This is a genomic window from Mesorhizobium sp. B2-2-3 (genome assembly GCF_006442405.1).
In the GTDB taxonomy this organism is placed as follows: Bacteria; Pseudomonadota; Alphaproteobacteria; order Rhizobiales; family Rhizobiaceae; genus Mesorhizobium.
The window spans coordinates 137,334-161,113 of record NZ_VFWC01000009.1; the positions used below are offsets into that span (position 1 = coordinate 137,334).

Genomic DNA, 23,780 nt, shown 5'->3' on the forward strand with positions numbered 1-23,780 from the left:
GTTCTCGACTTTCCGCCCCTACTTCGATGTTTTGATCAGGCCGTGCCGAATAAGGCTCTCTCCGGTCGCAGCCAGCGCGTCTTCGCGCGAACGCGGCTTCCAGCCGAGCATGCGCACCGCCTTGGCATCGGTGGCATTCTTGACCTTGCCCAGCTCAGGCACGAGCTGCGCGACTTCCGGATTGAACAGTCCCACCATGCGCACCAGCCAATCGGGAAGCTCTCTGGTCGAAACGCGCTTCGCCGCATTGCCGAGCCGCTTTCTCAAGGTTTGCGCGATTTCCCGCACGGTCATGAAATCGCCGGCCACCGCCAGGAAGCGCTCGCCACTGGCAACTGGATCGGTCATGGCGCGGACATGCAGGTCCGCCACGTCGCGCGCATCGACGACGCCGAAGGACAGGCGCGGCAGCCCCGGCATGGCGCCATTCATCATGCGTTGGACAAATTCGGTGGAGGTCGAATGGTCGGAGCCAAGCACAGGCCCGAAGATGCCGACGGGGTTGACGGCAGCAAGCTCCAACCCGCCCCCCTCGGCGGCAATAAAATCCCAGGCCGCGCGCTCGGCGAGCGTCTTCGACTTCACATAGGCGCTGACCCTTCCCATCGGATCGGTCCAGCTCTCCTCGGTGAACGGACGGCCGTCGGGCGGCATCTTGCCGTAGCCGACAGCCGCGAAGGAGGACGTCAGCACGACGCGTCTGACGCCGGCTTCTCGTGCCGCCCGCAGCACCCGCAACGCGCCTTCCCGGGCCGGAACGATCAGCTCGTCCTCATGCTTGGGCACGCCGGGCGGGAACGGCGAGGCGACATGCAGGACATAGTCGCAGCCGGCAGCGGCTAGCGGCCAGCCGGCATCGCTCATGAGATCGGCGATTGCAAAGGAGAGCCTGTCACCCGGCTCGACGCCACCTGCCTTGAGCATGGCCAGGACATCGGCTTGCCGCCTGGCCGAGCGCACGGTCGTGCGCACGCGGTGGCCCGCCTTCAGCAGTTCAAGGATACAGTGAGCGCCGAGAAAGCCAGATCCGCCGGTGACAAGCACCAATTCGCCGCTCATGCCCGCCCCCCGAAGCGTCAGCCCAAGGCGATCGAGACCGTCAGATCGCCACCTGCGTGCCGATCTCTACCACACGGCCGGTCGGTATCTGGAAATATTCAGTGGCGTCGGCCGCCGTGCGCGCCAGCCCGATGAACAGCCGGTCTTGCCACACCGGCATGCCGGAATTGGGCGAGGCTTTCAGCGAGCGCCGGGACAGGAAGAAGGACGTCGTCATGATGTCGAACTTCCAGCCTTGCTTGCGGCAGATCGCCAGCGCGCGCGGGATGTTGGGCTGCTCCATATAGCCGAAGGTCAGCGTCACCCGCATGAACAGCTCGTTGACCGTCTCCATCTTGACCCGATCGCTGTCGGGCACCACCGGCTGCGGCGCGGTCACCACCGAGAGGATTACATTCTGCTCGTGCAGGACCTTGTAGTGCTTCAGACTGTGCATCAGCGCGGTCGGCGCGCTGAGCGGATCGCTGGTCAGGAACACCGCGGTGCCGGATACCAGCTGCGGCTTCTTCTTCAACAGATTGCCGGCCAGGAAATCGAGCGGGATCTCGTTGCGGCGGGTCTTGTCGAAGAGATAACGGCTGCCGCGCACCCAGGTCCACATGGCCAGCACGATGGTGAAGGCCACCGCCAGCGAGGCCCAGCCGCCTTCGAACACCTTGACGATGTTGGAAGCAAAGAAGCCGACATCGATGAAACCGAACAACGCCGTCATCGCGACAGCCACCCACAGCCGCCATTTCCAGATGCGGGTCATGACGACAAACAGCAGCACCGTGGTCACCAGCATGTTGCCGGTCACCGAGATGCCGTATGCCGAAGCCAGCCTGCTGGATTCGCCGAAGCCCACCACCAGCATCATCACCACCAGCGCCAGCAACAGGTTGACGCGCGGCATGTAGATCTGGCCGGACTGTTTTTCCGACGTGTGCAGGATTTCCAGCCGTGGCAGCATGTTGAGCTGCACCGCTTGCCTGGTCAGCGAGAATGCGCCTGAAATCACCGCCTGGCTGGCGATGACCGTCGCGGCGGTCGCCAGCACCACCATCGGGATCAGCGTCCAGCCTTCGTTCATTTCGAAGAAGGGATGTCCGACCACGCCGTTCTTGGCCAGCACGAAGGCGCCCTGGCCGGCATAGTTGAGCAGCAGGCAAGGGAACACGATCGCCAGCCAGGCGAGCACGATCGGCTTGCGGCCGAAATGGCCCAGATCGGCATAGAGCGCTTCGGCGCCGGTGACCGCAAGGAAGATGGCGCCGATGGTGACGAAGGCGACATCGGGCGAATTGATCAGGAAGGCGACAATATAGTGCGGGCTGATCGCCCACAGGATTTCCGGATCGGCGATGATATGGTTGAGGCCGGACAGGCCGATAGCCAGGAACCAGACCGCGGTGATCGGGCCGAAGATCAGCGCCACGCCGCCGGTGCCGAAGCGCTGCGCCGAAAACAGAACCGCCAGGATGACCAGTGTCAGCGGCACGACATAAGGCTGGAAGGTCGGCGTGACGACATTCATGCCCTCGACCGCCGAGAGCACCGAAATTGCCGGGGTTATGACGGCGTCGCCGAAAAACAGCGAGGCGCCGACGATACCGATGCCCAGGATGATCGCCGAGCGCTTCGGGAAACTGCCGCGCGCCAATGCCATCAACGATAGCACGCCGCCTTCGCCGCGGTTGTTGGCGCGCAGCACGAACATGATGTATTTGATGGTGACGATGATCGTCAGTGACCAGATGATCAGCGAGAGAACGCCAAGAATGTCGCCACGGTCGGCCACTTCGCCGCCCGACGACGCCACCAGCGCCTCGCGGAACGCGTAGATCGGGCTGGTGCCGATATCGCCGTAAACAACGCCGAGCGCGCCGAGCATCAACACCTTGGTGCTGTGCTGCTCGATCTCAGGATGGCTCGATTGTTCGACGGTTTCTGCCTCACTACCAGTGTTGGCAAGGGCCATGAACGACACTCCGATAAGCGGGCGGTGCTCTACGCTTGCTGCGATGCAATATCAAGTACCGTCGCGTTATGGCTGCCATGCTTTGCACGCGAGGCTGCCACCATTACCACCCGCAAGCCCTGAGAAAGCGGCCCACCGTGCCGGCCATGCCATACTCCAACGCGTCGGCTGTCAACCCATGTCCGATCGACACTTCGGCCAATGCCGGAACGCGTCGCGCCAAGGCCGGCAGGTTGCTCACCGTCAGATCGTGCCCGGCATTGACCTCAAGGCCCGCGACAAAGGCCGCATCGGCGGTTTTTCCCAGTCTTTCCAGCTCCTTGGCCGCCTTGGCGGAATCGGCATGGCAACTGCCATAAGGTCCCGTGTAAAGCTCGATACGGTCGGCGCCGGTATCGCGCGCGGCGTTTATGCCGGCAGGATCCGCATCGGAGAACAACGAGACCCGGAAACCGCCCTTCTTCAGGCGTCTCACGATCGGTGTCAGGAACGCTGCATCGGCGATGAAGTTCCAGCCATGGTCCGAGGTTGCCTGGGAGGGATCGTCAGGCACCAGGGTCACCTGTTCCGGCTGGTGCTTTTCCACAAGCGCCAGGAAATCCTCGGTCGGATGGCCCTCGATGTTGAATTCGGCCCGCGGGAACTCATCGTCGATCAAGGCCCTGATCTCAGGCAGGTCTGAACGGCGGGTATGGCGCTCGTCCGGGCGAGGATGCACCGTCAGCCCATGTGCTCCCGCCGCAAGCGCGATGCGGCCAAGCCTGATCACATCAGGCCACGGCAGGTCGCGCCGGTTGCGCAGCATGGCGATGGCGTTGAGATTGACGGAAAGCTTTGCGGGCATGGCTTCGGATCCTGCTCGATTTCGGCGCATCTATACCGCCTTTGACGGGAACAGATAGGGGGTTTCCGGTGTTCCAGAAGATCGGACGACGTTTGTGAAAGGATACGATCCCTTGAATTTCCTCGAAGCCGTGCCGGCAATCCGGCGCATCGATACGGACCGTGAGGATCTCTTCGCCATCGATATCGTCGGCCATGTCTCGGCGGCCGACGCGGAAAACCTGTTCGGCCTGCTCGAAGCGGCTTACGCGCTTCACCCGCGAATCGACGTGCTGGTGCGCGTGATCGATCATGACGGCGTCGACTGGAGCGACATATCGGACGAGACGCTGCGACAGGGCGCGGTGCAGGCCGCAGAGCATATAGGTCGTTGTGCCGCGATCGGCGAGCCGGACTGGACGGCGCAGGCGCGAGACTTCCTCCCTACCCCGCCGCCGGTCGAACTCAGGCACTTCAAAGACGAGGCCGATGCCTGGCAATGGCTCGACGCCAGGCAACTGGGCTCCGCTACCTGACGATCGTCAACCGTTCGGCCGCCCGGGTGATCGCGGTGTAAAGCCAGCGCTGGCGCGTTTCCTTGAACGCCCAGCTCTCGTCGAACAGCACGATCTCGTTCCACTGCGACCCCTGCGCCTTGTGCACGGTCAGCGCATAGCCATAGTCGAAATCATCGAACCGCTTCTTCTGCTGCCACGGGATATCGGCGTCGGGATCCTCGAACGCCGCCTTGAGCAGCTTGATCTTGGCGACACCGCGGTCCGGATCATCCTCTTCGGGCGACACCAGGAGGTTGATGCCAGGTTTCACCGTCTCGCGCGACGAGGTCATCACCTTCCACAGCGAACCGTTGAGCAGGCCCTTGGCCGGGTCGTTGCGCAGGCACACCAGCTTGTCGCCGGCCTGCGGATAGTCGGCATTGAACCCCTTGAGCTCGCGCAGGCGCTGGTTGTAGCGGCGGCGCGTGCGGTTGGTGCCGACCAGCACCTGGTCCGCCCTCAGCACTAGGTCCTGGTTGACGTCTTCCTTGCCGATCACCTGCGCCGTGCCGTAGTCGCCGCGCATGAATTCGCGCCCCTCGCGCACGTCGAGCGCCAGCCGCAGGATCGGATTGTCGCGCGCCTGCCGGTGGATTTCGGTGAGCAGGAAATCCGGCTCGTGGTCGGTGAAGAAGCCACCGCCCGAGATCGGCGGCAACTGGCCGGGATCGCCCAGCACCAGGATCGGCGTGCCAAAGCTCAAGAGGTCACGGCCAAGCTGCTCGTCGACCATCGAGCATTCGTCGATGATGACCAGTTTCGCACGCGAGATCGGGCTCTGCCGGTTGAGCGAAAAAGTCGGCGACATCGACGTCTTGCCAGTCACCTCGTCTTCGACCGATTCCTCCCCCTTGGGCCTGTAGATCAGCGAATGGATGGTGCGGGCATTGACCGCGCCCTTGGAGCGCAGCACCTGCGCCGCCTTGCCGGTGAAGGCGGCGAACTGCACCTGGCCGTCGACATGTTCGGCGAAATAGCGCGCCAGCGTCGTCTTGCCGGTGCCGGCATAGCCGAACAGCCGGAACAATTGCGGCTTGCCGGCCTTGAGCCAGCGCGCGACCGCCTGCAGCGCCTCGTCCTGTTGGGGTGAAAATTCCATCTGATCGTGTGACCGGATTCGCGAGAGAAAGACAAGATAGCGCCACCGCCATCGACGCGGCCTGGTGGCGAACTCCCTGCGCTTCAGCCTATCAGGCGAGAACGGGAACGTAAAGGGAACGGGCGCCATGTCCGCGCGATCACCCGACGGCGTGCGGATCGTTCTCCAGCAGGATCGGCTTGCCGTGCGGCGTGGCGTGCGCGGCGCGCTCCCAGGCCCGTGCCATCGCATCGACATCGGGCTTGGCGGCCAATCCTTTCGACGCCAGCAGCGCTTCCAGCGCCGCCAACCAATGTTCGTAATAGTCATGGCCGTCAGCCGCGGCGCCGGGTTTCTTCACTTCGGCCGACAGTGCCTGCGCCCACTCGCTCCACGAAAACAGGCCCTTGTCGTGCAGCGCCACCGTCATCGCGAAGGCTTCGGCCTGCCAGGGCTCGGCGAAGACGGGCGCATCGAGGCCGGCGGGCAGACCGGCAGGCCCGTTCGCCTCAGGCCGGTTCAAGATAGCTCTCCCAGGCATCGATGGACACGGTCAGCGTCGGATCGGCCCCGTCGCCCCAGATCTCGGCTCCGTCGAAAACCACCGTATAGACCCATTGCGGGTTCTCGCCCTGCCCATGCGCGTTGGTGTCGGGGAACACAAAGCCGTCGCGCACCGCTTCGATCCTCCCATGCTTGCCGCGCGCGTAGCGCGGCAGTCTGGTGTGGCCGATCGGATTGAAATTCCTGGTCCGCACGCGGTCGCCGGCCCTGAACCGCGGCGCCGTTTCGACCGGCCGGTTACACGGAGCGCCCTTGGCAAGCACTGCCGGAACGTCATGGGCCTTCAGCACTCTTTTGGGCGTCGCCGCCGGATCGATCGCCTCGCCTGCCTTGAGATCACGCTCGCTGACGAAATCATGGCGCTTGAGCAGGGTTTCCAGCGCCTTGATCCATATCTGGTAGTAGCTGGAGGCATAGTAGTCGGCCGGATGCAGCGATTCCCGCGCATGCCGGCTCTCATCGATATTCCAGGCGCCCATGGCGCCGGCGGTGAGCGTCACGCCGAGCGCCCGCCGCTCCCAGTCGGTATGGAAATACGGCTCGTCCCGTTCCGGCGCCACCGGCCCGAATCCCATCTGTCCGCCGACATCCTGCGGGCCGTTCATGCCGGATCCCCCGTTTTTTCCGGTTTTTGGGCCAGCGCAGTGCCGATCATGGCATCGCGGCTTACCAATTCGGACAAGCGCTCCTCGCTCCAGCCTTCGGTTCCTTGAGGCCGCATCGGGACGACGAGATAGCGCAACTCCGCCGTCGAATCCCAGACGCGTATCTTTGTTGAGGCCGGCAGCGTCAGCCCGAATTCCTCAAGCACGCCGCGCGGATCGATGACCGCGCGCGAGCGATAGGGCGGCGCCTTGTACCAGACCGGCGGCAGGCCGAGCACCGACCACGGATAGCAGGAGCACAGCGTGCAGACGACGAGATTGTGAGTCTCTTCGGTGTTGAACACCGCCTGCATGTGCTCGCCTTGGCGGCCGGTGTAACCCAGCGATCCGATCGCCGCCGTCGCATCGCGCTTCAGCCACTCGGCAAAAGCGGGATCGCTCCAGGCCTTGGCCACCACCCTCGCGCCGTTGCGCGGACCGATCTTGGTCTCGTAGGTATCGACGATGACATCGATCGCGGCCGGATCGATCAATCCCTTGCGGGTGAGAATGGTTTCCAGCGCGCGCACGCGGGCGGCAAACGGATCGAGTTCGTTGTCGTGGTCATGATCGTGGGACATGGTCATAAACTACGGCTGGGATCCGCCGGCCGCAAGCATGACGACTTGGGCCAGTGGGCGCGACGCGGATACACTACTCCGCGGCCGTCTTTTGCGGCTCGCCTCGGATTTCGTCATCATCGTCGAACAGCGAAGGCTGATCCCCCGCTTCGACCAGATGCAATTCGGGCTTGCGCTTCGGCATCAGCCCGACCAGCCAGCCCGAGAAATTTTCCATGTAGACATAGATTACCGGTGTGACGAACAGCGTCAGCGCCTGCGAGGCGAGCAGACCGCCGACAACGGCGACGCCCAGCGGCTGGCGCAGCTCCGCGCTGGCGCCCGTGCCGAGCGCGATCGGGAACGTGCCCATCAAGGCGGCCAGCGTCGTCATCATGATCGGCCGGAACCGCATCAGGCAGGCCTTGTGGATGGACTCGGTGGCCGACATTCCTTCTCGTCGCAATTCGAGCGCGACGTCGACCATCATGATGCCGTTCTTCTTGACGATGCCGATCAGCATCAGGATGCCGATCACCGCGATGACGGACAGGTCCATGCCGGCGAAGCGCAAGGCGACAACCGCTCCCAGCACAGCCGATGGCAAGCCTGTGAGGATCGTGAGCGGATGGATGAAGCTCTCATAGAGAATGCCAAGCACGATATAGATGGTCAGGATCGCGCCGCCGATCAGCAGGCCCTGGTTGGCGAGCGAATCCTGGAAGGTCTTGGCTGTGCCGGCAAAGCTGGTCGAGATCGTCTCCGGCATGCCGATCTGCTCCTTGAGCGCGTCGATGCGGCTCACGCTGTCGCCGAGCGCCACGCCTTGCGGCAGATTATAGGAGATCGTCACGGCCGGAAGCTGGCCGAGCTGGTTGACCGTCAAGGCGCCCGCCGTGCGATCGACCCGGGCGAAGGCGCCAAGCGGAACCAGGGAGCCGCTCGCCGTCCTCATCTGGATGGCCAGCATCCGCTCCGGCGACCACTCGATCTTGGGATCGAGCTCGGTGATGACTTCGTAGCTGTCGGCGGAGCCGAAGATCGTCGAAACCTGGTCGGTGCCGAACCCGCCATAAAGCGCCGAGCGCAGTGTGTCGGTGTCGATGCCGAGCTGGGCCGCCTTGTCGCGATCCACCACCAGCGTCGCCTGCAGCGCATTGTTCTGCAAATCGCTGGTAACGTCGGTGAAAGTCGCATGATCGGCCGCCATCGCATCATTCAGTTTCTGCGCCCAGACGTCGGTCTGGCCGGTGTCGAGGCCCTGAACCACGAGCTGGTAGGCGCTGGCAGACGAGCGCGAACCCAGCCTCAGATTCTGCACAGGCTGCATGTAGGTCTCGATGCCCGCGACGCCGGCCAATTGCTTGCGCAGATCCGCAAGCACCTTCTCGATATTGGGCCGCTGGTCCTTGCCCTTGAGCTGGACGAAAAGCTGCCCCTGGTTGAGCGCATTGTTGCCGCTGCCCGCCGACCACGCAACATGGTCGACATAGGGCGAATGCGAGAACACGCTGGCCACCTGCCCCTGCAGCTTTGCCATGGCGTCGAACGAGATGTCCTGGCGCGCAATGGTCGTCACCGATATCTGGCCGATATCCTCCTGCGGGAAAAAGCCCTTCGGCGAGACCTCGATCAGCCACACCGACGCCGCCGCGGTGCCTATGAAGACCAGGAACACCAGGAAAGTGTGCCGCAGACAGAAGCTCAGGATCCGGTCGTAGCCGCGGGTGATGAAATCGCGCCTGTGGCCATCGCCATGCGCCTCGCGGTCGGCCTTGGTCACCGACAGCAGCCGCGAGCACAGCATCGGCGTCAGCGTCAGCGACACGAACATTGACGCCAGGATGGCGACCGTCACCACGACGGCGAACTCGTTGAAGATGCGCCCGATGACGCCGCCCATCAGAAGCACCGGGATGAACACGGCCACGAGCGAGATCGAAATCGAGATGATGGTGAAGCCGATATCGCGCGCGCCCTTCAGCGAAGCATCGAACGCCGACAACCCATCCTCCTCCATATGGCGGAAGATGTTTTCCAGCATCACGATGGCATCGTCGACGACGAGGCCGACCGCGAGCGTCAGGCCCATCAGCGAGATGTTGTCGATGGAAAAGCCGAACAGGAACATCGCGCCGAGCGTGGCGATCAACGAGATCGGCACCGCCACGGCCGGAATGATGGTCGCCGTAACGCGGCGCAGGAACACGAAGATCACCATGACCACCAGTGCGATGGTCAACAGCAGCGTGAACTGCACGTCGTCCACGGCCTGGCGGATCGAGGTCGAACGATCGTTGAGCAGCTTGATCTGGGCGGCGGCCGGCATCTGGTCCTGGAAGGACGGCAGCATCGCCTTGACCTTGTCGACGACGTCGACAGTGTTGGCGTCGGGCTGGCGCTGCACCGCCATGATGATCGCGCGCGTGCCGTCATACCAGCTCGCAGTCGTCGTGGTCTGCACCGAATCAACGACGCGCGTCACCTCGCCCAGCCGCACCGGATGACCGTTCTTGGTGGCGATGATGAGGTTGGAGAATCCGGCGGCGTCGGTCAGCTGCGTATTGGCCGTGATCGTCAACTGCTGTTTGTTGTTCTTCAGAACGCCCAGCGGGGTGTTGGAGTTGGCGGATGCGATCGCCGCCTGCAGCTGGTCGATCGAAATGCCGCGCGCGGCAAGCGCGGTCGGATCGATCTGAATGCGGACTGCATATTTCTGCTGGCCGAAGATGGAGACCTGCGCCACGCCGTCGATGGTCGACAGCGACGGCGAGATGACGTTTTCGGCGAAAGCATCGAGATCGGTCAGCGGAACCGTATCGCTGACCAGCGACATCAAAAGGATCGGCGCGTCGGCCGGATTGACCTTGCGGTAGCTCGGCGGCGAGGTCATCTGGGGCGGCAGCGATCTTTGCGTGCGCGCGATCGCTGCCTGCACGTCCGCGGCCGCGGCATCGATGTCGCGGTTGAGCACGAACTGGATGGCAATCGAGGTCTGGCCGAGCGAGTTGGTGGTCGAGATCGAGTCGATGCCGGCAATGGTGGCGAATTGCTTGATCAGCGGCGTCGCCACCGACGTTGCCATCGTCTCCGGCGAGGCTCCGGGCAGCTGAGCCGAGACGTTGACGACGGGGAATTCGGCACTGGGCAGCGCGGCCACCGGGAGGAACTTGTAGGCGAACAGCCCGCCCAGAACGAGGGCGAACGACATCAGGAGGGTGGCGACAGGCCTGCGAATGCAGAACTCGGAGATCATTGGGCGGCCTCGCGGGCCTTGTCGGCTTGCGCGACCTTGGGTGCTGCCTGGTCGCCGGATCCGGCGGATGCCTTGCCTTCGTGCACGGCAGCCCCGTTCCTCAGTCGCGTCTGGCCTTCGATAACAACCTTCTCGCCGCTTTTCAGGCCATCGCTGATGGCGCTGTTCTGACCTTCGGTCAGCGCCACTTGCACCGGCCGCATTTCGACTGTGTTGTCAGGCTTGACCACATAGACGAACGGTCCCTTCTGGCTGGGCTGCACCGCGACCGTGGGGACGGACGTCATCTGCGGCATGATGCCGGCGTCGAGCACGACATTCACATATTGGCCCGGCCACAGCGACAGATCGGCGTTGGGTATGCTGGCTCGCGTTGCAATGGTGCCGGAAGCGGTATCGACGCTGGAGTCGACGAAATCGAGCGTGCCCTTGCCAATCGGTGTCGGGTCGCCGTCCTGGGTCAGGGTCACTGCCCCTTGCTGCGGCTTTGCCAGTGCCTTGTGCAGCAGCGCAAGGTTGCTTTCGGGCAGGTTGAAGTTCACCTGCAGGGGATCCATCTGAGTGATGGTGACGAGCGGGGTCGAGGTACTGCTGCTGCCATTGCTGGTGGTCACGAGATCGCCCACGGCAACGTTGACCGCGCCAAGCCTGCCGGAAATCGGCGCGGTAATCGTGGCAAAGCCAAGCTGGACATTGTCTGCATCGATTGTCGCCTTGTCGGCATCGACAGTCGCTGCCGCCGCCTTCTGCGCGGCAACGGCCTGGTCGTAGGTCTGCTGCGTACCGGCCTGCTTGGCGACAAGATCCTTGGCGCGCTGAAGATCGGAATTCGAACTGGCAAGCAGCGCCTGATCCTTGGCGAGCGTCGCCTGATCCTTGGCGAGCTGCGCCTTCAAGGCACGGTCATCCAGCGAAAACAGGAGATCGCCGGTTTTCACCATCTGCCCGTCCTTGACGTCGATCGACACGATCTGGCTGGACACGCGCGCGTTGATGCTGACCACGGCGGGAGAGGAGACGAAGCCGATGGCGTAGCGCCGGACCGGGAAATCGGCCGTCGTTGCCGTGGCCGAGATGATCGAGGCCGAACGGGCGCCAGTGCCGCCGGCCGCCTGCTTGGCCCCTGCCTGCGGATCCTGCCTATCCGGCGTCGGCTTGTCCGACGCGACCTGCTTTGCACCGATGATCTGCCGGGCCCTGCTCAGCGTGTCGGGAGACAGATAGAGCCAGGCCGCGCCTGCGCAGGCGACCGCAAGCAATGAAAGAATGACTTTTCCACGCATCGACAAAAGACCCTCTCCGTCCGACACGCCATAGCCAGGTGGTCGTATTCTAGCTCAAATCACGACGCCCTGCCGCGATTTCGCTGAATAGATAGGACAGGGCTTTGGCGGAAAAGGGCCAAAACACGGCATTACGAAGATTTAATGTGCACTGCACAATGGATGGGCTGGCCACCATGATCGCGTGCAAAAGGCGGATCGCGAACCTGGACAACTCACCGCAGCATCGGCCAAAGCGTCGCGGCCAGCAACACGCCCATGGCGATGTTGAACCACTTCAGCCGCACTGGATCGGACAGGAAACCGCGCAGCGCCGTGCCGAATCCCGCCCACACTGAAACGCTCGGCAGGTTGACGATGGTGAAGGCCACCGAGATCAGCGCCACCGACAGGAACGGATGCTCCGGATTGGAGTAGACGGCCATGGCGGTGATCGCCATCACCCAGGCCTTGGCATTGACCCACTGGAACGCCGCCGCCTCGATGAAACGCATCGGCCGCGCCTTCGTCTCGCCTTTGCCGCTGAGCGAGCGTGACATGGCGATTTTCCAGGCAAGGTAGAGCAGATAGGCGGCGCCGGCGATCTTGAGCGCGGTGTGCAGCGCCGGGAACGCCGTCAGCACGGCGCCAAGACCAAGGCCTACCGCCAGCAGCAAGACAAGAAACCCGATGCTGATGCCGAACATATGCGGCACGCTCCTCACCAGGCCGAAATTCACACCTGAGGCGAGCAGCATCAGATTGTTAGGCCCGGGCGTGATCGAGGTCACGAAGGCGTAGACAAGCAAGGCGAGGAATGCGTCGAGCGACATGATATCCTCCCAGATAAGCCAGTATTTAAGCCAGTATTATTGTCTCTTCCAACGACCGCACAAATGCCACCCTCGGCCGGTGGCCGATCCCGTCGTCACGCTGTGGAGAAACTTACCGGTGCTACATCCCCTGCGGGCCACGGTTCATCGCCGCCACGCCGGTGCGGCAGATCTCTACCAGGCCGAGCGGCTTCATGATGGCGATGAACTGGTCGAGCTTGGAGCCCTTGCCGGTGATCTCGAAGATGAAATGCTCGGTGTTGGCGTCGATGACGCTGGCGCGGAAGGCATCCGCCAGGCGCAGCGCCTCGACGCGGGCCTCGCCGGTGCCGGCGACCTTGACCAGCGCCAGTTCCCGCTCCAGCGGCCGCTCCTGGCCGAACTCCTGCGAGCGCACGGTGAGGTCGACGACGCGGTGGACCGGCACGATGCGCTCGAGCTGGTGCTTGATCTGCTCCAGCACATGCGGCGTGCCGCGCGTCACGATGGTGATGCGCGACAGATGTTTCTCATGCTCGGTTTCCGAGACTGTCAGGCTCTCGATGTTGTAGCCGCGCCCGGAAAACAGGCCGATGACCCGGGCAAGCACGCCCGGCTCGTTGTCGACCAGCACGGAAAGCGTGTGGTTCTCGGGCTTTTCCGTTTCCTTGGCGATGAAATAGGCGGAGCCGGTCGGTTGTAGCTGTGCGTTCATGATGTGAATCTCGACTTCAAACTCTTGGATCTAATCTCTGTTTACGCACGGCTTCTCGCGACAGCCCTGCCTCTGTCCGCTGCTAAACCAGTTCCCTGCCCTTGGCGTCGATGGCGTTGGCCACCGCTTCGTCCGTCGCCTCGTCCGGCAAGAGCATCTCATTGTGCGCCTTGCCCGACGGGATCATCGGGAAGCAGTTGGCGAGCGTCGCCACGCGGCAGTCGAACAGCACCGGCTTTCTGACCGAGATCATCTCCTTGATGGCATCGTCCAGCTCGTCCGGCTTGTCGCAGCGAATACCGTGGCCGCCATAGGCTTCGGCCAGCTTGACGAAATCAGGCATGGCTTCGGTGTAGGAATGCGACAGCCGGTTGCCGTGCAGCAGCTGCTGCCATTGCCGCACCATGCCCATATACTGGTTGTTGAGAATGAAGATTTTGATCGGCGCGTCGAACTGCACCGCGGCACTCATCTCTTGCATCGTCATCTGCACCGAAGCGTCGCCGGCGATATCGACGACCAGCGCGTTCGGATGCGCGATCTGCACGCCCAGTGCCGCCGGCAGGCCGTAACCCATCGTGCCGAGCCCCCCGGACGTCATCCAGCGGTTCGGCTTCTCGAAATGGTAGTGCTGGGCCGCCCACATCTGGTGCTGGCCGACCTCCGTCGTGATGTAGGTGTCCATGTCCTTGGTCAGGGCATAGAGCCGCTGGATGGCATATTGCGGCATGATCACGTCGTTGTTCATCTTGTACGCGAGCGAATCGCGCGCGCGCCATTTGGCGATCTGCTCCCACCAGGGATAGAGCGCCTTCTTGTCGGCCTTGGCGGTTGCCCGCCACAGCCGCACGAGATCCTCCAGAACCCGGCCGACATCGCCGATAATGGGCACGTCGGTGTGGACGTTCTTGTTGATCGAGGACGGATCGATGTCGATATGGATCTTCTTCGAGTTCGGCGAGAACGCGTTGAGCCGGCCGGTGATGCGGTCGTCGAAGCGCGCACCGATGCAGACCATCACGTCGCAGTCATGCATGGCCATGTTGGCTTCGTAGGTGCCGTGCATACCGAGCATGCCGAGCCAGTTCTTGCCAGATGCCGGATAGGCGCCGAGCCCCATCAGCGTCGAGGTGATCGGGAAACCGGTGAGGTCGACCAGTTCGCGCAGCAGATGGCTCGCTTCCGGACCGGAGTTGATGACGCCGCCGCCGCTGTAGATGATCGGTTTCCTGGCACCGGCCAAAAGCTCGACCGCCGCCTTGATCTTCTCCAGATCACCCTGCACCTTCGGCTGATAGCTGGTGCGTGGCGCGGTTTGCGGAGAAACGTAAAAACCCTTGGCGAACTGCACGTCCTTCGGGATGTCGACCACGACAGGACCGGGACGGCCGGTGGTGGCGACATGGAAGGCCTCATGGATGGTTGCGGCAAGTTCGTTGACGTCCTTCACCAGCCAATTGTGCTTGGTGCAGGGGCGCGTGATGCCGACCGTGTCGCACTCCTGGAAAGCGTCCGAACCGATCAGCGAGGTCGGCACCTGCCCGGTCAGGCACACCAGCGGGATCGAATCCATCAGCGCGTCCTGCAAAGGCGTCACCGCGTTGGTCGCGCCCGGACCCGATGTCACCAGCATGACGCCTGCCCTGCCGGTCGAGCGCGCATAGCCCTCGGCCGCGTGGCCGGCGCCCTGCTCGTGCCTCACCAGGATGTGCTCGACGTCGTCCTGCTGGAATATCTCGTCATAGATCGGGAGAACCGCGCCGCCCGGATAACCGAAGACATGCTTGACGCCATTGTCCTTCAGCGCCTGCACCACCATTTCGGCGCCAGTCATTTCGCGCCGCTCGCTCTGTCCGTTGCTCATCGGTTTGGTCCCGTACTGTCCGCCATCTGGCGATTTGCTGGTCGTTTAGTCGTGTTTAAGGCAATAAAAAAGGCCCCCGAGGGAGCCTGTGTGTTGCGCATGGGAGGTTTTCGCCCGGCGGTTACACCGCCTTGCCCACGCGCCTTCCTACGAGAATGAGTGCCTTTTTCATGGTGGCGAACCATAAGGGTGAAAGCAGCCGTTCGTCAATGGGGTCGATTCCGCTTTCATGCCGGCTTGCCCGGTGCATGGCACGAAGCACGCGCACGCCGTCATTTAGACCCGGCTCGACGTCGGGTCGCTGGTCAAACCCTTGAAAACAAAGCGAACTATTTGGCGACGTGACGCGGCCCATGGTTTGCCGCGATACTGCCCGAGGCCGGACCCCAAGCTCGGCAAAGGCAGCTCGCAACGAGGCCGATCAACAAAAACGCGGAGGAAACTGATGCTCGACAAGGCCCCGAACAGGAAGCTTTCCGACCTTCTCGAACGATTTGGCGCGGCCCTTGCCGCCGGCGACGTCGACAAGGCGGTCGAATGCTTCCAGGAAGATTGTTATTGGCGCGACCTCGTCACCTTCACCTGGAATATTAAGACCATGGAAGGCCGCGATCAGGTGCGTGACATGCTGGAAAGCCAGCTGTCGAAGACGAAGCCATCACATTTCGCCATCGCCAGGGGCGAGGACGCGACCGAGGCGAACGGGGTGATCGACGGCTGGATCAGCTTCGAGACGGATGTGGCGCGCGGCTTCGGCCATATCAGGTTGAAGGACGGCAAGATCTGGACGCTGCTGACCACGATGGTCGAGCTGAAAGGGCATGAAGAGCCGGCCGGCTTCGCCCGGCCGATGGGCGCCAAGCACGGCTCCGGCAAGAACCGCCCGACCTGGAAGGAAGAGCGCGAAAAGGAAGCGGCCGAGCTTGGCTTCAAGACGCAGCCCTATACGGTCATCATCGGCGGCGGCCAGGGCGGCATCGCGCTTGGCGCGCGGCTCCGCCAGCTCGGCGTGCCGACGATCATCATCGAGAAGAATGAACGTGCCGGCGACAGTTGGCGCAAGCGCTACAAGTCGCTCTGCCTGCACGACCCGGTCTGGTATGACCATTTGCCCTACATCGATTTTCCCCGGAACTGGCCGGTTTTCTCGCCCAAGGACAAGATCGGCGACTGGCTGGAAATGTACACCAAGGTGATGGAGCTGAATTACTGGTCCTCAACCGAGGCCAAGAGCGCTTCCTACGACGAGGAGAAGAAGGAATGGACAGTTGTCGTCCACCGCGACGGCAAGGACATCACGCTGAAGCCGAAGCAGCTGGTGTTGGCCACCGGCATGTCCGGCCGTCCCAATCTGCCGAAGTTCAAGGGCATGGAGAATTTCAAGGGCGATCAGCACCACTCCTCCAAGCACCCCGGCCCCGACCAATATGCCGGCAAGAAGGTTGTCGTCATCGGCTCGAACAATTCCGCGCACGATATTTGCGCAGCACTGTGGGAAGCCGGCGTCGACGTCACCATGGTGCAGCGATCGACCACCCACATCGTCAGATCCGACACGCTGATGGATATCGGGCTTGGCGCGCTCTACTCGGAGCAGGCGGTGCAGAACGGTATGACCACCGCCAAGGCCGACCTCATCTTCGCCTCCCTGCCCTACAAGATCCTGCACGAGTTCCAGATTCCGCTTTATGAGAAGATGAAGGAGCGCGACGCGGCGTTCTACAAGGGCCTGGAAAAGGCGGGGTTCATGCTCGACTGGGGCGACGACGGCTCCGGCCTGTTCATGAAATATCTCAGGCGTGGCTCCGGCTACTACATCGATATCGGCGCTTCGCAGCTGATCATCGATGGCGCCATCAAGCTCAAGAGCGGCGTCGATGTGGCCGAGATCAAAGAACATTCCGTCCTGCTCAGCGATGGCACCGAACTGCCGGCGGACGTCATCGTCTACGCCACCGGATACGGCTCGATGAATGGCTGGGCGGCGGAGCTGATCTCAAAGGAGGTTGCCGACAAGGTCGGCAAATGCTGGGGACTCGGCTCGAACACCACCAAGGATCCCGGCCCATGGGAAGGTGAGCAGCGCAACATGTGGAAGCCGACGCAGCAGGAGGCGCTCTGGTTCCATGGCGGTAACCTGCACCAGTCGCGCCATTATTCGCAGTTCCTGTCGCTGCAGTTGAAGGCCAGGCAGGAAGGCATTGCGACGCCCGTCTATGGGCTGCAGCAGGTTCACCACAAGGGATAAGCCAGATCGTGGCGAAAAACCGAGGGAGGCGCGGTTTTGGACCGCGCCTCCCTTTCCTGATCGGTGCGATCGGCTACGCCGCCTGGTCGGCCGCGAACCGCGCCACCACGCGTTCTAGCAACGGCACATAGTCGCGAAACGTGCGCGTCCTCATGTCGGCGACCTTGCCGCCCTCGTCCCAGATGCGGACGCGCACCGCCTCTTCGTGAAACGGGTTCTTGCGGAACCCGGCCACCTCGTCCGGGCTCATCGGCCCGCCCTGCAACGACAGCGTATGAACCGAAGCCGGCGACAGCTTGTCGAAATAGGTCGGGTCGGTGGCGCAGAGATAGCGCTTGGCCGAGACATGCAGCCTGACGCATTCGACGATGACCGGCGGGAAGAACGGCGCCAGCACCTCGCCGCCGGCCTCGTCATGGTGCTTGTCCTCGACGTCATCGGGCGAATAGGTACCGAACTCGCTGGTGTAGTGGCCGATATCGTGCAGCAGGGCTGCTGCCACCAGTTCTTCCGGCGCACCATCCTGCTCTGCGAGCCAGGCGCCCTGCAGCATATGCTCGGACATGGTCACCGGCTCGCCGAGATAGGATTCGGCTCCCCGGCGCTCGAAGATATCGGCGATGAATTCGACGATGTTGCCGGCGTTCAGATCATGTGGGTTCATTCCGCCGCCTCCTTGAAACCGTGCTCGATCGCCGCCAACGTCGACAGCAGGCCGTCCTTGTCGGCATAGCAGCCCTGCAGCCAGCGTTTCCCGGTTCCCGAAAACGCTTTGCGCGCATGCATGACGCGGGTGTTGTCGACGATGAAGGCTTGCCCCGGCTCGAGCTTGAACGTTACTTCGAAGGCCGGATCCTCGATCAACTCCGCAAAGCGGCGATAGGCGGCGTAGTAGGCATCCATCTCGGCGAAAGGCACGTCGACGGTCGGCGCCAGCGAGCGGTTGTTGAAGCGGATGCAGATCAGTTCGCCGTCCGGCCCGAGTTCGATCATAGGCCGCTTCGCCTGCAGCCGCACGCCAGACAATCCGGCATATCCGAAACGCGCCGGATGCGAACTCAGGAGTCGGAAGCCTTCGGGGTTCTCGGCCTGCAGGGCGGCCGCCACGGCGAACCCGTCGACCACGCTGGACTCACCACCCTCCACCGTGTTCTCGATACAGGACAGGATCTGCAGCGTCGGCACCGGGTCGCGATAAGGATTGTCGGTGTGCGCCTGGAGGCCGAGATTGGTGTAGGCCAGATTGTTCGGATTGACCTCGGCGCGCACTTCGAACCAGCGCCCGTAATTGGTCTCCCTGATGTAGCCGAACAGGTCGGAGACCTTGCACAGAGCGCCGGATTCGGCCGGCAGTCCGTCCATCACTGCAAAACCGTAGGCCCTCACCGCCAAGAGCCATTCCCGCAGCACACTGCGGCTGCGGCTTGCCTTAGGATAACCGGCGCGCGGCACCGAATTCTGCATCGTCGCCTTGGTCCAGCGCTGCACCGCGTCGGCCGTCCATCCGGACTGACGGGCCTCGGCGCGATCATAGGCATTGGCTCGAAGCCACGCCTCGGGAAAGCTGACCGTCTTCTTCTCGGGCACGAATCTGATCTCCACGGCATTGCCCTTGATCGAAGCGGCACCGATCCGCGTCTCGGCTGGAATATCGAGGATGGTGATCAGTCGCTGGCCGTTGCCGGCGCTGCGTGTCTTGTCGTCGAGTGCGTTGTCGCGAAGCCACATGGCATGGAACCGGCAGCGCGTCCCGTCCTTCCAGCCCAGTTCGATCATTCTTCCTGCGTCGCCTATCAGCGCATCGGTCAACATGGAGATGTTCCTGTCCATTGCGCCCCGCAGTCCGCTCAGCGGGGCCTCGATTGCATGTTGATCGAGCGAAAGGTATAATTGAAATTATCATTTTTCGGTCAATGGCTGCAAAATCGTAATGCCTGCGAGAACCATCCCCACCTTGCCCCCACTCGACTGGCTGCGCAGCTTCGAGGCAGCGGCGCGGCTTTCGAATTTTACGGCGGCGGCCGCCGAACTCGGCCTGACCCAGGCGGCCGTCAGTCAGCATGTCCGGCTCCTCGAGGAGCGGCTGAAGACGCGTCTGTTCTCACGGCTGGCGCGGGGCGTCGCACTGTTGCCGGAGGGTGCCGCCTACTTGCCCCACATCCAATCAGCCTTCGCCACCATCGGCAGCAGCACGGCGGAACTGTTCGAGCCCCGCGCCGTCGAGACCGTTACCTTGCGGGCGCCGATCTCCTTCTCTTTGCTGGTGCTCGTTCCGAAGCTGCCCGACCTTGCCAAGGCGCTGCCGCGCATCCACCTCCACCTGGTGACGATCCATCGCCCGACCGACTATGACCTGCCGGGCTCAGCGCTGGACATCCGTTTCGGCAACGGATCCTTTCCCGGACGCCTGGCCGACAGGCTGACCGCCGAGCGGCTTGTGCCGGTGGCCGCCCCGGCCTTGGCCAGTGATGCCGACTGGACATCCCTGCCGCTGCTCCTGGTCGCCGGTGCGCGCGAGATGTGGGCGGAATGGTTCGCCGCGGCGGGATTGGCCGGTCACCCCAGGCGCTCGCATCGCTTCGACAGCTTCGTGGCTGCGATGGAGGCTGCGCGAGCCGGCGCGGGCGTGCTTCTGGGCTCGCGGCCGCTGATTGACGCGGCACTCGAAAGCAAGGCCCTGGCCAGGCTTTCCGATTTCGAGCTCCCGAGCACATCGGGGCATTTTCTGACCAAGGCACCGATCGCGCGACTGACCGGTGCCGAGCAGGATTTCCGCCAATGGCTGCTGTCGCGCCTCGGCGAGCCATCTCCGACATGACGTTCACCGGCCGATGCGCTTCCAGTAGATGAGCGTGCCGGTCAGCCCGCCATGGGGCTTCAATGCATAGTCCGGTATTTCCCCGGTCAGCGTGAAGCCCAGCCTCTCATAGAGCCCGGACGCCCCCTCTTCGGTCGCCGTATCCAGAACCAGAAGCGTGCGGCCCCTCTCCACCGCAAGGGCCTCGGCCGCTTGCATCAGGCGGGTCGCCACGCCTTTGCCTCGACGATCGAGGCGCGTCATCAGCTTGGCGATCTCGGCCCGGTGCGGCTGGTTGGGCGGACAGTCGAGCAGCAGCGTGACCGTGCCGACCAGCGTGTCTGCCTCCCACGCGCCAAGCACCACCCGCTCACCTCTTGCGGCCGCCGTCAGCGACGTGTCCCAGAACCTGCGGGCGGTTTCCGGCGCCAGCGGATGCATGAAGCTCACCGACCCGCCCGCGGCAACCGTTTCGACCAGAAGATCGCCAAGCAACGCCTGTGTCCGCGCGTCCTGCGTCAACATTCTGATCTCGATGGAATGCATGCTCGTTCTGCCTGGCTGAGATGGAAGGATCGATACGGTCGAACTGGCGTCAATCGAAAGCGCTGAATCGCTTTCCCTTGCGCGCCGCCTTGATCGCGGCGATGCGTTCGGTGTCCTCTTCCTGAAGGTGGCGTCCGCGTTCGAGGAGTTCGAGCGTGTATTCCTCATAGGTAAGTCCCAGCCGTTCCGCCTTGTCCACGCGCATCAGCATGACGTCGCGGCTCGGTGCTTTCCACGCCTTGGCATGCGCGGCCTGCCAGGCCAGGAAAATATAAGGATCGCCCTTGCCCCATGGCGGCCCCTTGTAGTCGTCGAGCGGCGGTCCCCCATTGTGGGAGCGCTTTGGACGTCTCGGCATGATGTCAGGCCCTGACCAGCGCGACGAGATAGTCGGCGCCCGCCTCGAGTGCATGGAAGGTGCAGTCCGACGGCGCGCCGAGCGCCAGACAGTCGCCGGGCTCGAGCCTGTGCACCAGATCGCCCTCGGTGAATTCCAGCCGTCCGGAGATCAGCCATATCTGCTGTTTGATGAAGGCGTAGGATGCCGCGGGCAGGCTGACCTTGGCGCCCGCCGGCAGATGAACCCTGATCAGTTCGAGCGGCATGTCGCCGGCCGGCGAAAGATGCCGCCTGACATAGCCGGTGTCGGGATCGCGCCAGACGGGCTGGTCGCTCGCCCGCAGCAAGCCGCCGCCCTGCAATTCCGCGCGTGCGATAAGGGTCGACAGCGTCATGCCGAAGGCGGCGGCGATCCGCACCAGGAGCGCTGCCGTCGGGCTGGTCATGCCGCGCTCGATCGTGCTCAGCATGGCTTTGGAGACGCCGGAGCGCTCGGCGAGTTCGGCCAGGGACCATTCCCGTATCGTCCTCTCGGCGTGTATCCGTCTGCCGATTGTGGAGGAGATATCGTTCGCTATATCATTCATTCGTTTATTATAGCGAAAATCCGACAGCTGGAAAAGAGCCTTGTCGCGACAATTTTCACCAGCTTCTTAATCCTCCCTACACCATCCGGCCACACTCGACCTTAACCCAGTTCCTGTAGGCTCGACGTGAGGGAAAATGGGGATTGGCCTGTCCATGTATGTCGAACGCGAAGCCTCGGTCGGAGAACCGACATCGCAGGAGCGCCGCAACGCCGAACAGAACGACAGGCGCATCCTGGGCAATGTCGTGCAATGCGACGGTGCGCGCGCCACCATCAGCGCCTTTGCGGACGACGTCGACGGCGCGGTGACCGGCCTGTGGACGGTCGGCAAGATGATCTCGGTCAATCTCGGCAGCACGCGCACCGTCGGCCTGGTCTATGCGATCGGCAAGTCGGATCGCGCCTGGAACAGCGAGGGCCAGAACGCCATCGAGGTCAGCATCGAGCTGATCGGCGAAGTGCGCGACGGCGCCGAGCCCGGCTCCAAGCCGATCTTCGACCGCGGCATCACCACCTATCCCCATATCGGCGCCATCGCGCACCGCATCCGCAGCCGTGACCTGCAGGCCGTCTACGATCTGGCCGGGCGTCATTCGATCACCATCGGCTCGCTGTCGCAGGACGAGGCGATCGCCGCCAACATCGCCATCGACGACACGCTGGCGCGCCACTTTGCCATTGTCGGCACCACCGGTGTCGGCAAGTCCACCGCCGTCTCGCTGCTGCTGCGCAAATCGATCGCGGCGCGGCCGGATCTGCGCATCCTGATCCTCGATCCGCACAATGAATTCGCCGCGTCGCTGCCCGAATATTGCGTCAAGGTCGATTCCAAGACGCTCGACCTTCCGTTCTGGATGTTCCGGCTCGAGGAATTCGCCGAGGTTCTGTTTCGCGGCCGCGAGACCGTGCCCGACGAGATCGATGCGCTGCGCGACCTCATTCCGCTCGCCAAAAACCTCTATCGCAACCCCAATTCCGGTGCCTATCTCAGGCGCGGCAGCGATGCGCTAACCGCCGATACGCCAGTGCCCTACCGCATTGCCGATCTGCTCAAGCAGATTGACGAGCGTATGGGCATGCTTGAAAGCAAGAACGAGCGCCCGACGCTCAAATCGCTGAAGACTCGCATCGAATCGGCGGCAGCCGATCCGCGCTACCGTTTCATGTTCAACTCGCGCCTGATCGAGGACACCATCCACGAGACCATCGGCAACATCTTCCGCGTGCCGCATAACGGCCGCCCGGTGACCTGTTTCGAAATGGCCGGCATGCCGTCCGAAGTGGTCAATTCCGTCTGTTCGGTGCTGGCGCGCCTGGCGTTCGACCTTGCGCTGTGGAGCGAGGGCAAGCTGCAGCTCCTATTGCTGTGCGAAGAAGCGCATCGCTACATGCCGGCCGATGCGCGCCTCGGCTTCGCGCCGACAAGGCACGCGCTGTCGCGCATTGCCAAGGAAGGCCGCAAGTATGGCTGCTATCTCGGCGTCGTCACCCAACGCCCGGGCGAACTCGACCCGACCATCCTGTCGCAATGCTCGACCTTTTTCGCCATGCGGCTCGCCAATGAGCAAGACCAGGCGATCATCCGCTCGGCCATCGCCGACTCGTCCGCCTCCACGCTTGCTTTCCTGTCGTCCATGGGCCAGCGCGAAGCCATCGCCTTCGGCGAAGGCGTGGCCACGACGATGCGGCTGAAGTTCGAGAGACTGCCGGCTGAACTGATCCCCGGCACGGCGAAGCGCGAACAAGCCATGTCGTCGAAAACCGGCGACGATGTCGATTTGGTGACGATCGTGGAACGGCTTCGCAACGTTCCAAAGCCGCAGCAGCAGGCGATGGCCTTTGCCGAAGTGGTCGATTCTGGCCGCCAGGCTGGCGATCCCGACTACCGCAAGCCGCCGGCCGCACGCGTGCAATCGGATGATGATTTCGATATGCGCTACGGCCTCAAGCCCGCCACCTTCGGCATGCGCCCCCAGAACGATTGAGCCTGCAAGCTCTCTGACGACCGGCCGGGAAGCCGCACACAAGCTTCCAAAGGCTTCATCGAACCAGCTTGGTCAAATCCCGAAAGGGAATTCATGAGGCCGGATTGAATGGCGTGGTTTTCG

The 23,780-nt window shown here is 63.2% G+C and carries 21 protein-coding genes; 4 read left to right on the plus strand and 17 right to left on the minus strand.

Annotated features, from left to right (window positions below; all coding sequences use genetic code 11):
• Window positions 1–18: 18 nt before the first annotated feature.
• The 3 genes from FJ951_RS18225 to FJ951_RS18235 form a co-directional block, all read right to left on the minus strand.
• Window positions 19–1,059 carry an aldehyde reductase gene (locus tag FJ951_RS18225; RefSeq protein WP_140516463.1) on the minus strand — a complete coding sequence of 347 codons (1,041 nt, stop codon included), beginning with the start codon at window positions 1,057–1,059 and terminating at the stop codon, window positions 19–21.
• 40 nt (window positions 1,060–1,099) lie between these two features.
• Window positions 1,100–3,019, minus strand: coding sequence for a potassium transporter Kup (locus FJ951_RS18230; protein WP_140516466.1), 1,920 nt, complete (start codon window positions 3,017–3,019; stop codon window positions 1,100–1,102).
• A gap of 103 nt (window positions 3,020–3,122) precedes the next feature.
• Window positions 3,123–3,863, minus strand: a complete 741-nt coding sequence (locus FJ951_RS18235) for a pyridoxine 5'-phosphate synthase (protein ID WP_140516468.1) — start codon at window positions 3,861–3,863, stop codon at window positions 3,123–3,125.
• A gap of 112 nt (window positions 3,864–3,975) precedes the next feature.
• Between FJ951_RS18235 and FJ951_RS18240 the strand changes: the two genes are divergently transcribed.
• Complete coding sequence (locus FJ951_RS18240; RefSeq protein ID WP_140516471.1) at window positions 3,976–4,377, plus strand: STAS/SEC14 domain-containing protein; 402 nt, start codon at window positions 3,976–3,978, stop codon at window positions 4,375–4,377.
• On the opposite strand, the gene FJ951_RS18245 is transcribed toward FJ951_RS18240, so the two are convergent.
• The 9 genes from FJ951_RS18245 to FJ951_RS18285 all read right to left on the minus strand — a co-directional run bounded on the left by FJ951_RS18245 (window position 4,370) and on the right by FJ951_RS18285 (window position 15,153).
• Window positions 4,370–5,497, minus strand: a complete 1,128-nt coding sequence (locus FJ951_RS18245; RefSeq protein WP_140516474.1) for an ATP-dependent RecD-like DNA helicase — start codon at window positions 5,495–5,497, stop codon at window positions 4,370–4,372. The two genes, FJ951_RS18240 and FJ951_RS18245, sit on opposite strands and share 8 nt — an antisense overlap.
• Before the next feature lie 139 nt (window positions 5,498–5,636).
• Window positions 5,637–5,999: a nitrile hydratase accessory protein gene (locus FJ951_RS18250; RefSeq protein WP_181172091.1), complete on the minus strand. Its 363-nt coding sequence runs from the start codon at window positions 5,997–5,999 to the stop codon at window positions 5,637–5,639.
• Window positions 5,986–6,645 carry a nitrile hydratase subunit beta gene (gene nthB, locus FJ951_RS18255; RefSeq protein ID WP_140516476.1) on the minus strand — a complete coding sequence of 220 codons (660 nt, stop codon included), beginning with the start codon at window positions 6,643–6,645 and terminating at the stop codon, window positions 5,986–5,988. The genes FJ951_RS18250 and nthB overlap by 14 nt, the downstream gene beginning before the upstream one ends.
• Window positions 6,642–7,265, minus strand: coding sequence for a nitrile hydratase subunit alpha (gene nthA, locus FJ951_RS18260; protein ID WP_140516704.1), 624 nt, complete (start codon window positions 7,263–7,265; stop codon window positions 6,642–6,644). Before nthA ends, nthB begins: the two co-directional genes overlap by 4 nt.
• A gap of 73 nt (window positions 7,266–7,338) precedes the next feature.
• Complete coding sequence (locus FJ951_RS18265; protein ID WP_140516478.1) at window positions 7,339–10,500, minus strand: efflux RND transporter permease subunit; 3,162 nt, start codon at window positions 10,498–10,500, stop codon at window positions 7,339–7,341.
• Window positions 10,497–11,783, minus strand: coding sequence for an efflux RND transporter periplasmic adaptor subunit (locus FJ951_RS18270; protein WP_140516481.1), 1,287 nt, complete (start codon window positions 11,781–11,783; stop codon window positions 10,497–10,499). The genes FJ951_RS18265 and FJ951_RS18270 overlap by 4 nt, the downstream gene beginning before the upstream one ends.
• Window positions 11,784–11,998: 215 nt before the next feature.
• Window positions 11,999–12,595: a LysE family translocator gene (locus tag FJ951_RS18275; protein WP_140516483.1), complete on the minus strand. Its 597-nt coding sequence runs from the start codon at window positions 12,593–12,595 to the stop codon at window positions 11,999–12,001.
• Window positions 12,596–12,716: 121 nt separating this feature from the next.
• Entirely contained in the window at window positions 12,717–13,289 is a 573-nt protein-coding gene (gene ilvN, locus FJ951_RS18280; RefSeq protein ID WP_023676680.1) for an acetolactate synthase small subunit, read from the minus strand.
• Window positions 13,290–13,371: 82 nt separating this feature from the next.
• Window positions 13,372–15,153, minus strand: a complete 1,782-nt coding sequence (locus FJ951_RS18285) for an acetolactate synthase 3 large subunit (protein ID WP_140516486.1) — start codon at window positions 15,151–15,153, stop codon at window positions 13,372–13,374.
• A 445-nt stretch (window positions 15,154–15,598) separates the two neighbouring features.
• On the opposite strand from FJ951_RS18285, the gene FJ951_RS18290 reads away from it, so the two are divergent.
• Entirely contained in the window at window positions 15,599–17,401 is a 1,803-nt protein-coding gene (locus tag FJ951_RS18290; protein WP_140495364.1) for an NAD(P)/FAD-dependent oxidoreductase, read from the plus strand.
• Between the two features lie 73 nt (window positions 17,402–17,474).
• Here FJ951_RS18290 and FJ951_RS18295 read toward each other — a convergent pair whose 3' ends face one another.
• Together FJ951_RS18295 and FJ951_RS18300 are read right to left on the minus strand one after the other, a co-directional pair.
• A complete protein-coding gene (locus FJ951_RS18295) occupies window positions 17,475–18,065 on the minus strand; it encodes an HD domain-containing protein (protein ID WP_140516488.1) in 591 nt (196 codons plus the stop codon).
• Window positions 18,062–19,213 (minus strand): gamma-butyrobetaine dioxygenase, encoded by a 1,152-nt coding sequence (locus tag FJ951_RS18300; protein ID WP_140516490.1) that lies wholly within the window; start codon window positions 19,211–19,213, stop codon window positions 18,062–18,064. The genes FJ951_RS18295 and FJ951_RS18300 overlap by 4 nt, the downstream gene beginning before the upstream one ends.
• 118 nt (window positions 19,214–19,331) lie before the next feature.
• On the opposite strand from FJ951_RS18300, the gene FJ951_RS18305 reads away from it, so the two are divergent.
• Window positions 19,332–20,219 carry a LysR family transcriptional regulator gene (locus FJ951_RS18305; RefSeq protein WP_140516492.1) on the plus strand — a complete coding sequence of 296 codons (888 nt, stop codon included), beginning with the start codon at window positions 19,332–19,334 and terminating at the stop codon, window positions 20,217–20,219.
• A 3-nt stretch (window positions 20,220–20,222) separates the two neighbouring features.
• Here FJ951_RS18305 and FJ951_RS18310 read toward each other — a convergent pair whose 3' ends face one another.
• The 3 genes from FJ951_RS18310 to FJ951_RS18320 are packed head-to-tail and all read right to left on the minus strand — an operon-like array spanning window position 20,223 to window position 21,670.
• Window positions 20,223–20,744, minus strand: coding sequence for a GNAT family N-acetyltransferase (locus tag FJ951_RS18310; protein WP_140495357.1), 522 nt, complete (start codon window positions 20,742–20,744; stop codon window positions 20,223–20,225).
• A 49-nt stretch (window positions 20,745–20,793) separates the two neighbouring features.
• On the minus strand, window positions 20,794–21,102 hold the full coding sequence (locus FJ951_RS18315) for a hypothetical protein (protein ID WP_140516495.1): 309 nt from the start codon (window positions 21,100–21,102) through the stop codon (window positions 20,794–20,796).
• 4 nt (window positions 21,103–21,106) lie between these two features.
• Complete coding sequence (locus tag FJ951_RS18320) at window positions 21,107–21,670, minus strand: XRE family transcriptional regulator (protein WP_140516498.1); 564 nt, start codon at window positions 21,668–21,670, stop codon at window positions 21,107–21,109.
• Window positions 21,671–21,824: 154 nt separating this feature from the next.
• Between FJ951_RS18320 and FJ951_RS18325 the strand changes: the two genes are divergently transcribed.
• The gene (locus tag FJ951_RS18325) at window positions 21,825–23,657 is read left to right on the plus strand and encodes an ATP-binding protein (protein ID WP_140516706.1); all 1,833 of its coding nucleotides are present in this window, start codon (window positions 21,825–21,827) and stop codon (window positions 23,655–23,657) included.
• The last annotated feature ends 123 nt before the right edge of the window (window positions 23,658–23,780 follow it).

Coding starts and splice junctions, on each gene's coding strand:
- FJ951_RS18320 (WP_140516498.1), bottom strand. CDS start 21,670: ATGAATGATATAGCGAACGATATCTCCTCCACAATCGGCAGACGGATA.
- FJ951_RS18230 (WP_140516466.1), bottom strand. CDS start 3,019: ATGGCCCTTGCCAACACTGGTAGTGAGGCAGAAACCGTCGAACAATCG.
- FJ951_RS18290 (WP_140495364.1), top strand. CDS start 15,599: ATGCTCGACAAGGCCCCGAACAGGAAGCTTTCCGACCTTCTCGAACGA.
- ilvN (WP_023676680.1), bottom strand. CDS start 13,289: ATGAACGCACAGCTACAACCGACCGGCTCCGCCTATTTCATCGCCAAG.
- FJ951_RS18275 (WP_140516483.1), bottom strand. CDS start 12,595: ATGTCGCTCGACGCATTCCTCGCCTTGCTTGTCTACGCCTTCGTGACC.
- FJ951_RS18225 (WP_140516463.1), bottom strand. CDS start 1,059: ATGAGCGGCGAATTGGTGCTTGTCACCGGCGGATCTGGCTTTCTCGGC.
- FJ951_RS18305 (WP_140516492.1), top strand. CDS start 19,332: ATGCCTGCGAGAACCATCCCCACCTTGCCCCCACTCGACTGGCTGCGC.
- nthB (WP_140516476.1), bottom strand. CDS start 6,645: ATGAACGGCCCGCAGGATGTCGGCGGACAGATGGGATTCGGGCCGGTG.
- nthA (WP_140516704.1), bottom strand. CDS start 7,265: ATGTCCCACGATCATGACCACGACAACGAACTCGATCCGTTTGCCGCC.
- FJ951_RS18285 (WP_140516486.1), bottom strand. CDS start 15,153: ATGAGCAACGGACAGAGCGAGCGGCGCGAAATGACTGGCGCCGAAATG.
- FJ951_RS18315 (WP_140516495.1), bottom strand. CDS start 21,102: ATGCCGAGACGTCCAAAGCGCTCCCACAATGGGGGACCGCCGCTCGAC.
- FJ951_RS18300 (WP_140516490.1), bottom strand. CDS start 19,213: ATGTTGACCGATGCGCTGATAGGCGACGCAGGAAGAATGATCGAACTG.
- FJ951_RS18295 (WP_140516488.1), bottom strand. CDS start 18,065: ATGAACCCACATGATCTGAACGCCGGCAACATCGTCGAATTCATCGCC.
- FJ951_RS18270 (WP_140516481.1), bottom strand. CDS start 11,783: ATGCGTGGAAAAGTCATTCTTTCATTGCTTGCGGTCGCCTGCGCAGGC.
- FJ951_RS18325 (WP_140516706.1), top strand. CDS start 21,825: ATGTATGTCGAACGCGAAGCCTCGGTCGGAGAACCGACATCGCAGGAG.
- FJ951_RS18310 (WP_140495357.1), bottom strand. CDS start 20,744: ATGCATTCCATCGAGATCAGAATGTTGACGCAGGACGCGCGGACACAG.
- FJ951_RS18265 (WP_140516478.1), bottom strand. CDS start 10,500: ATGATCTCCGAGTTCTGCATTCGCAGGCCTGTCGCCACCCTCCTGATG.
- FJ951_RS18245 (WP_140516474.1), bottom strand. CDS start 5,497: ATGGAATTTTCACCCCAACAGGACGAGGCGCTGCAGGCGGTCGCGCGC.
- FJ951_RS18235 (WP_140516468.1), bottom strand. CDS start 3,863: ATGCCCGCAAAGCTTTCCGTCAATCTCAACGCCATCGCCATGCTGCGC.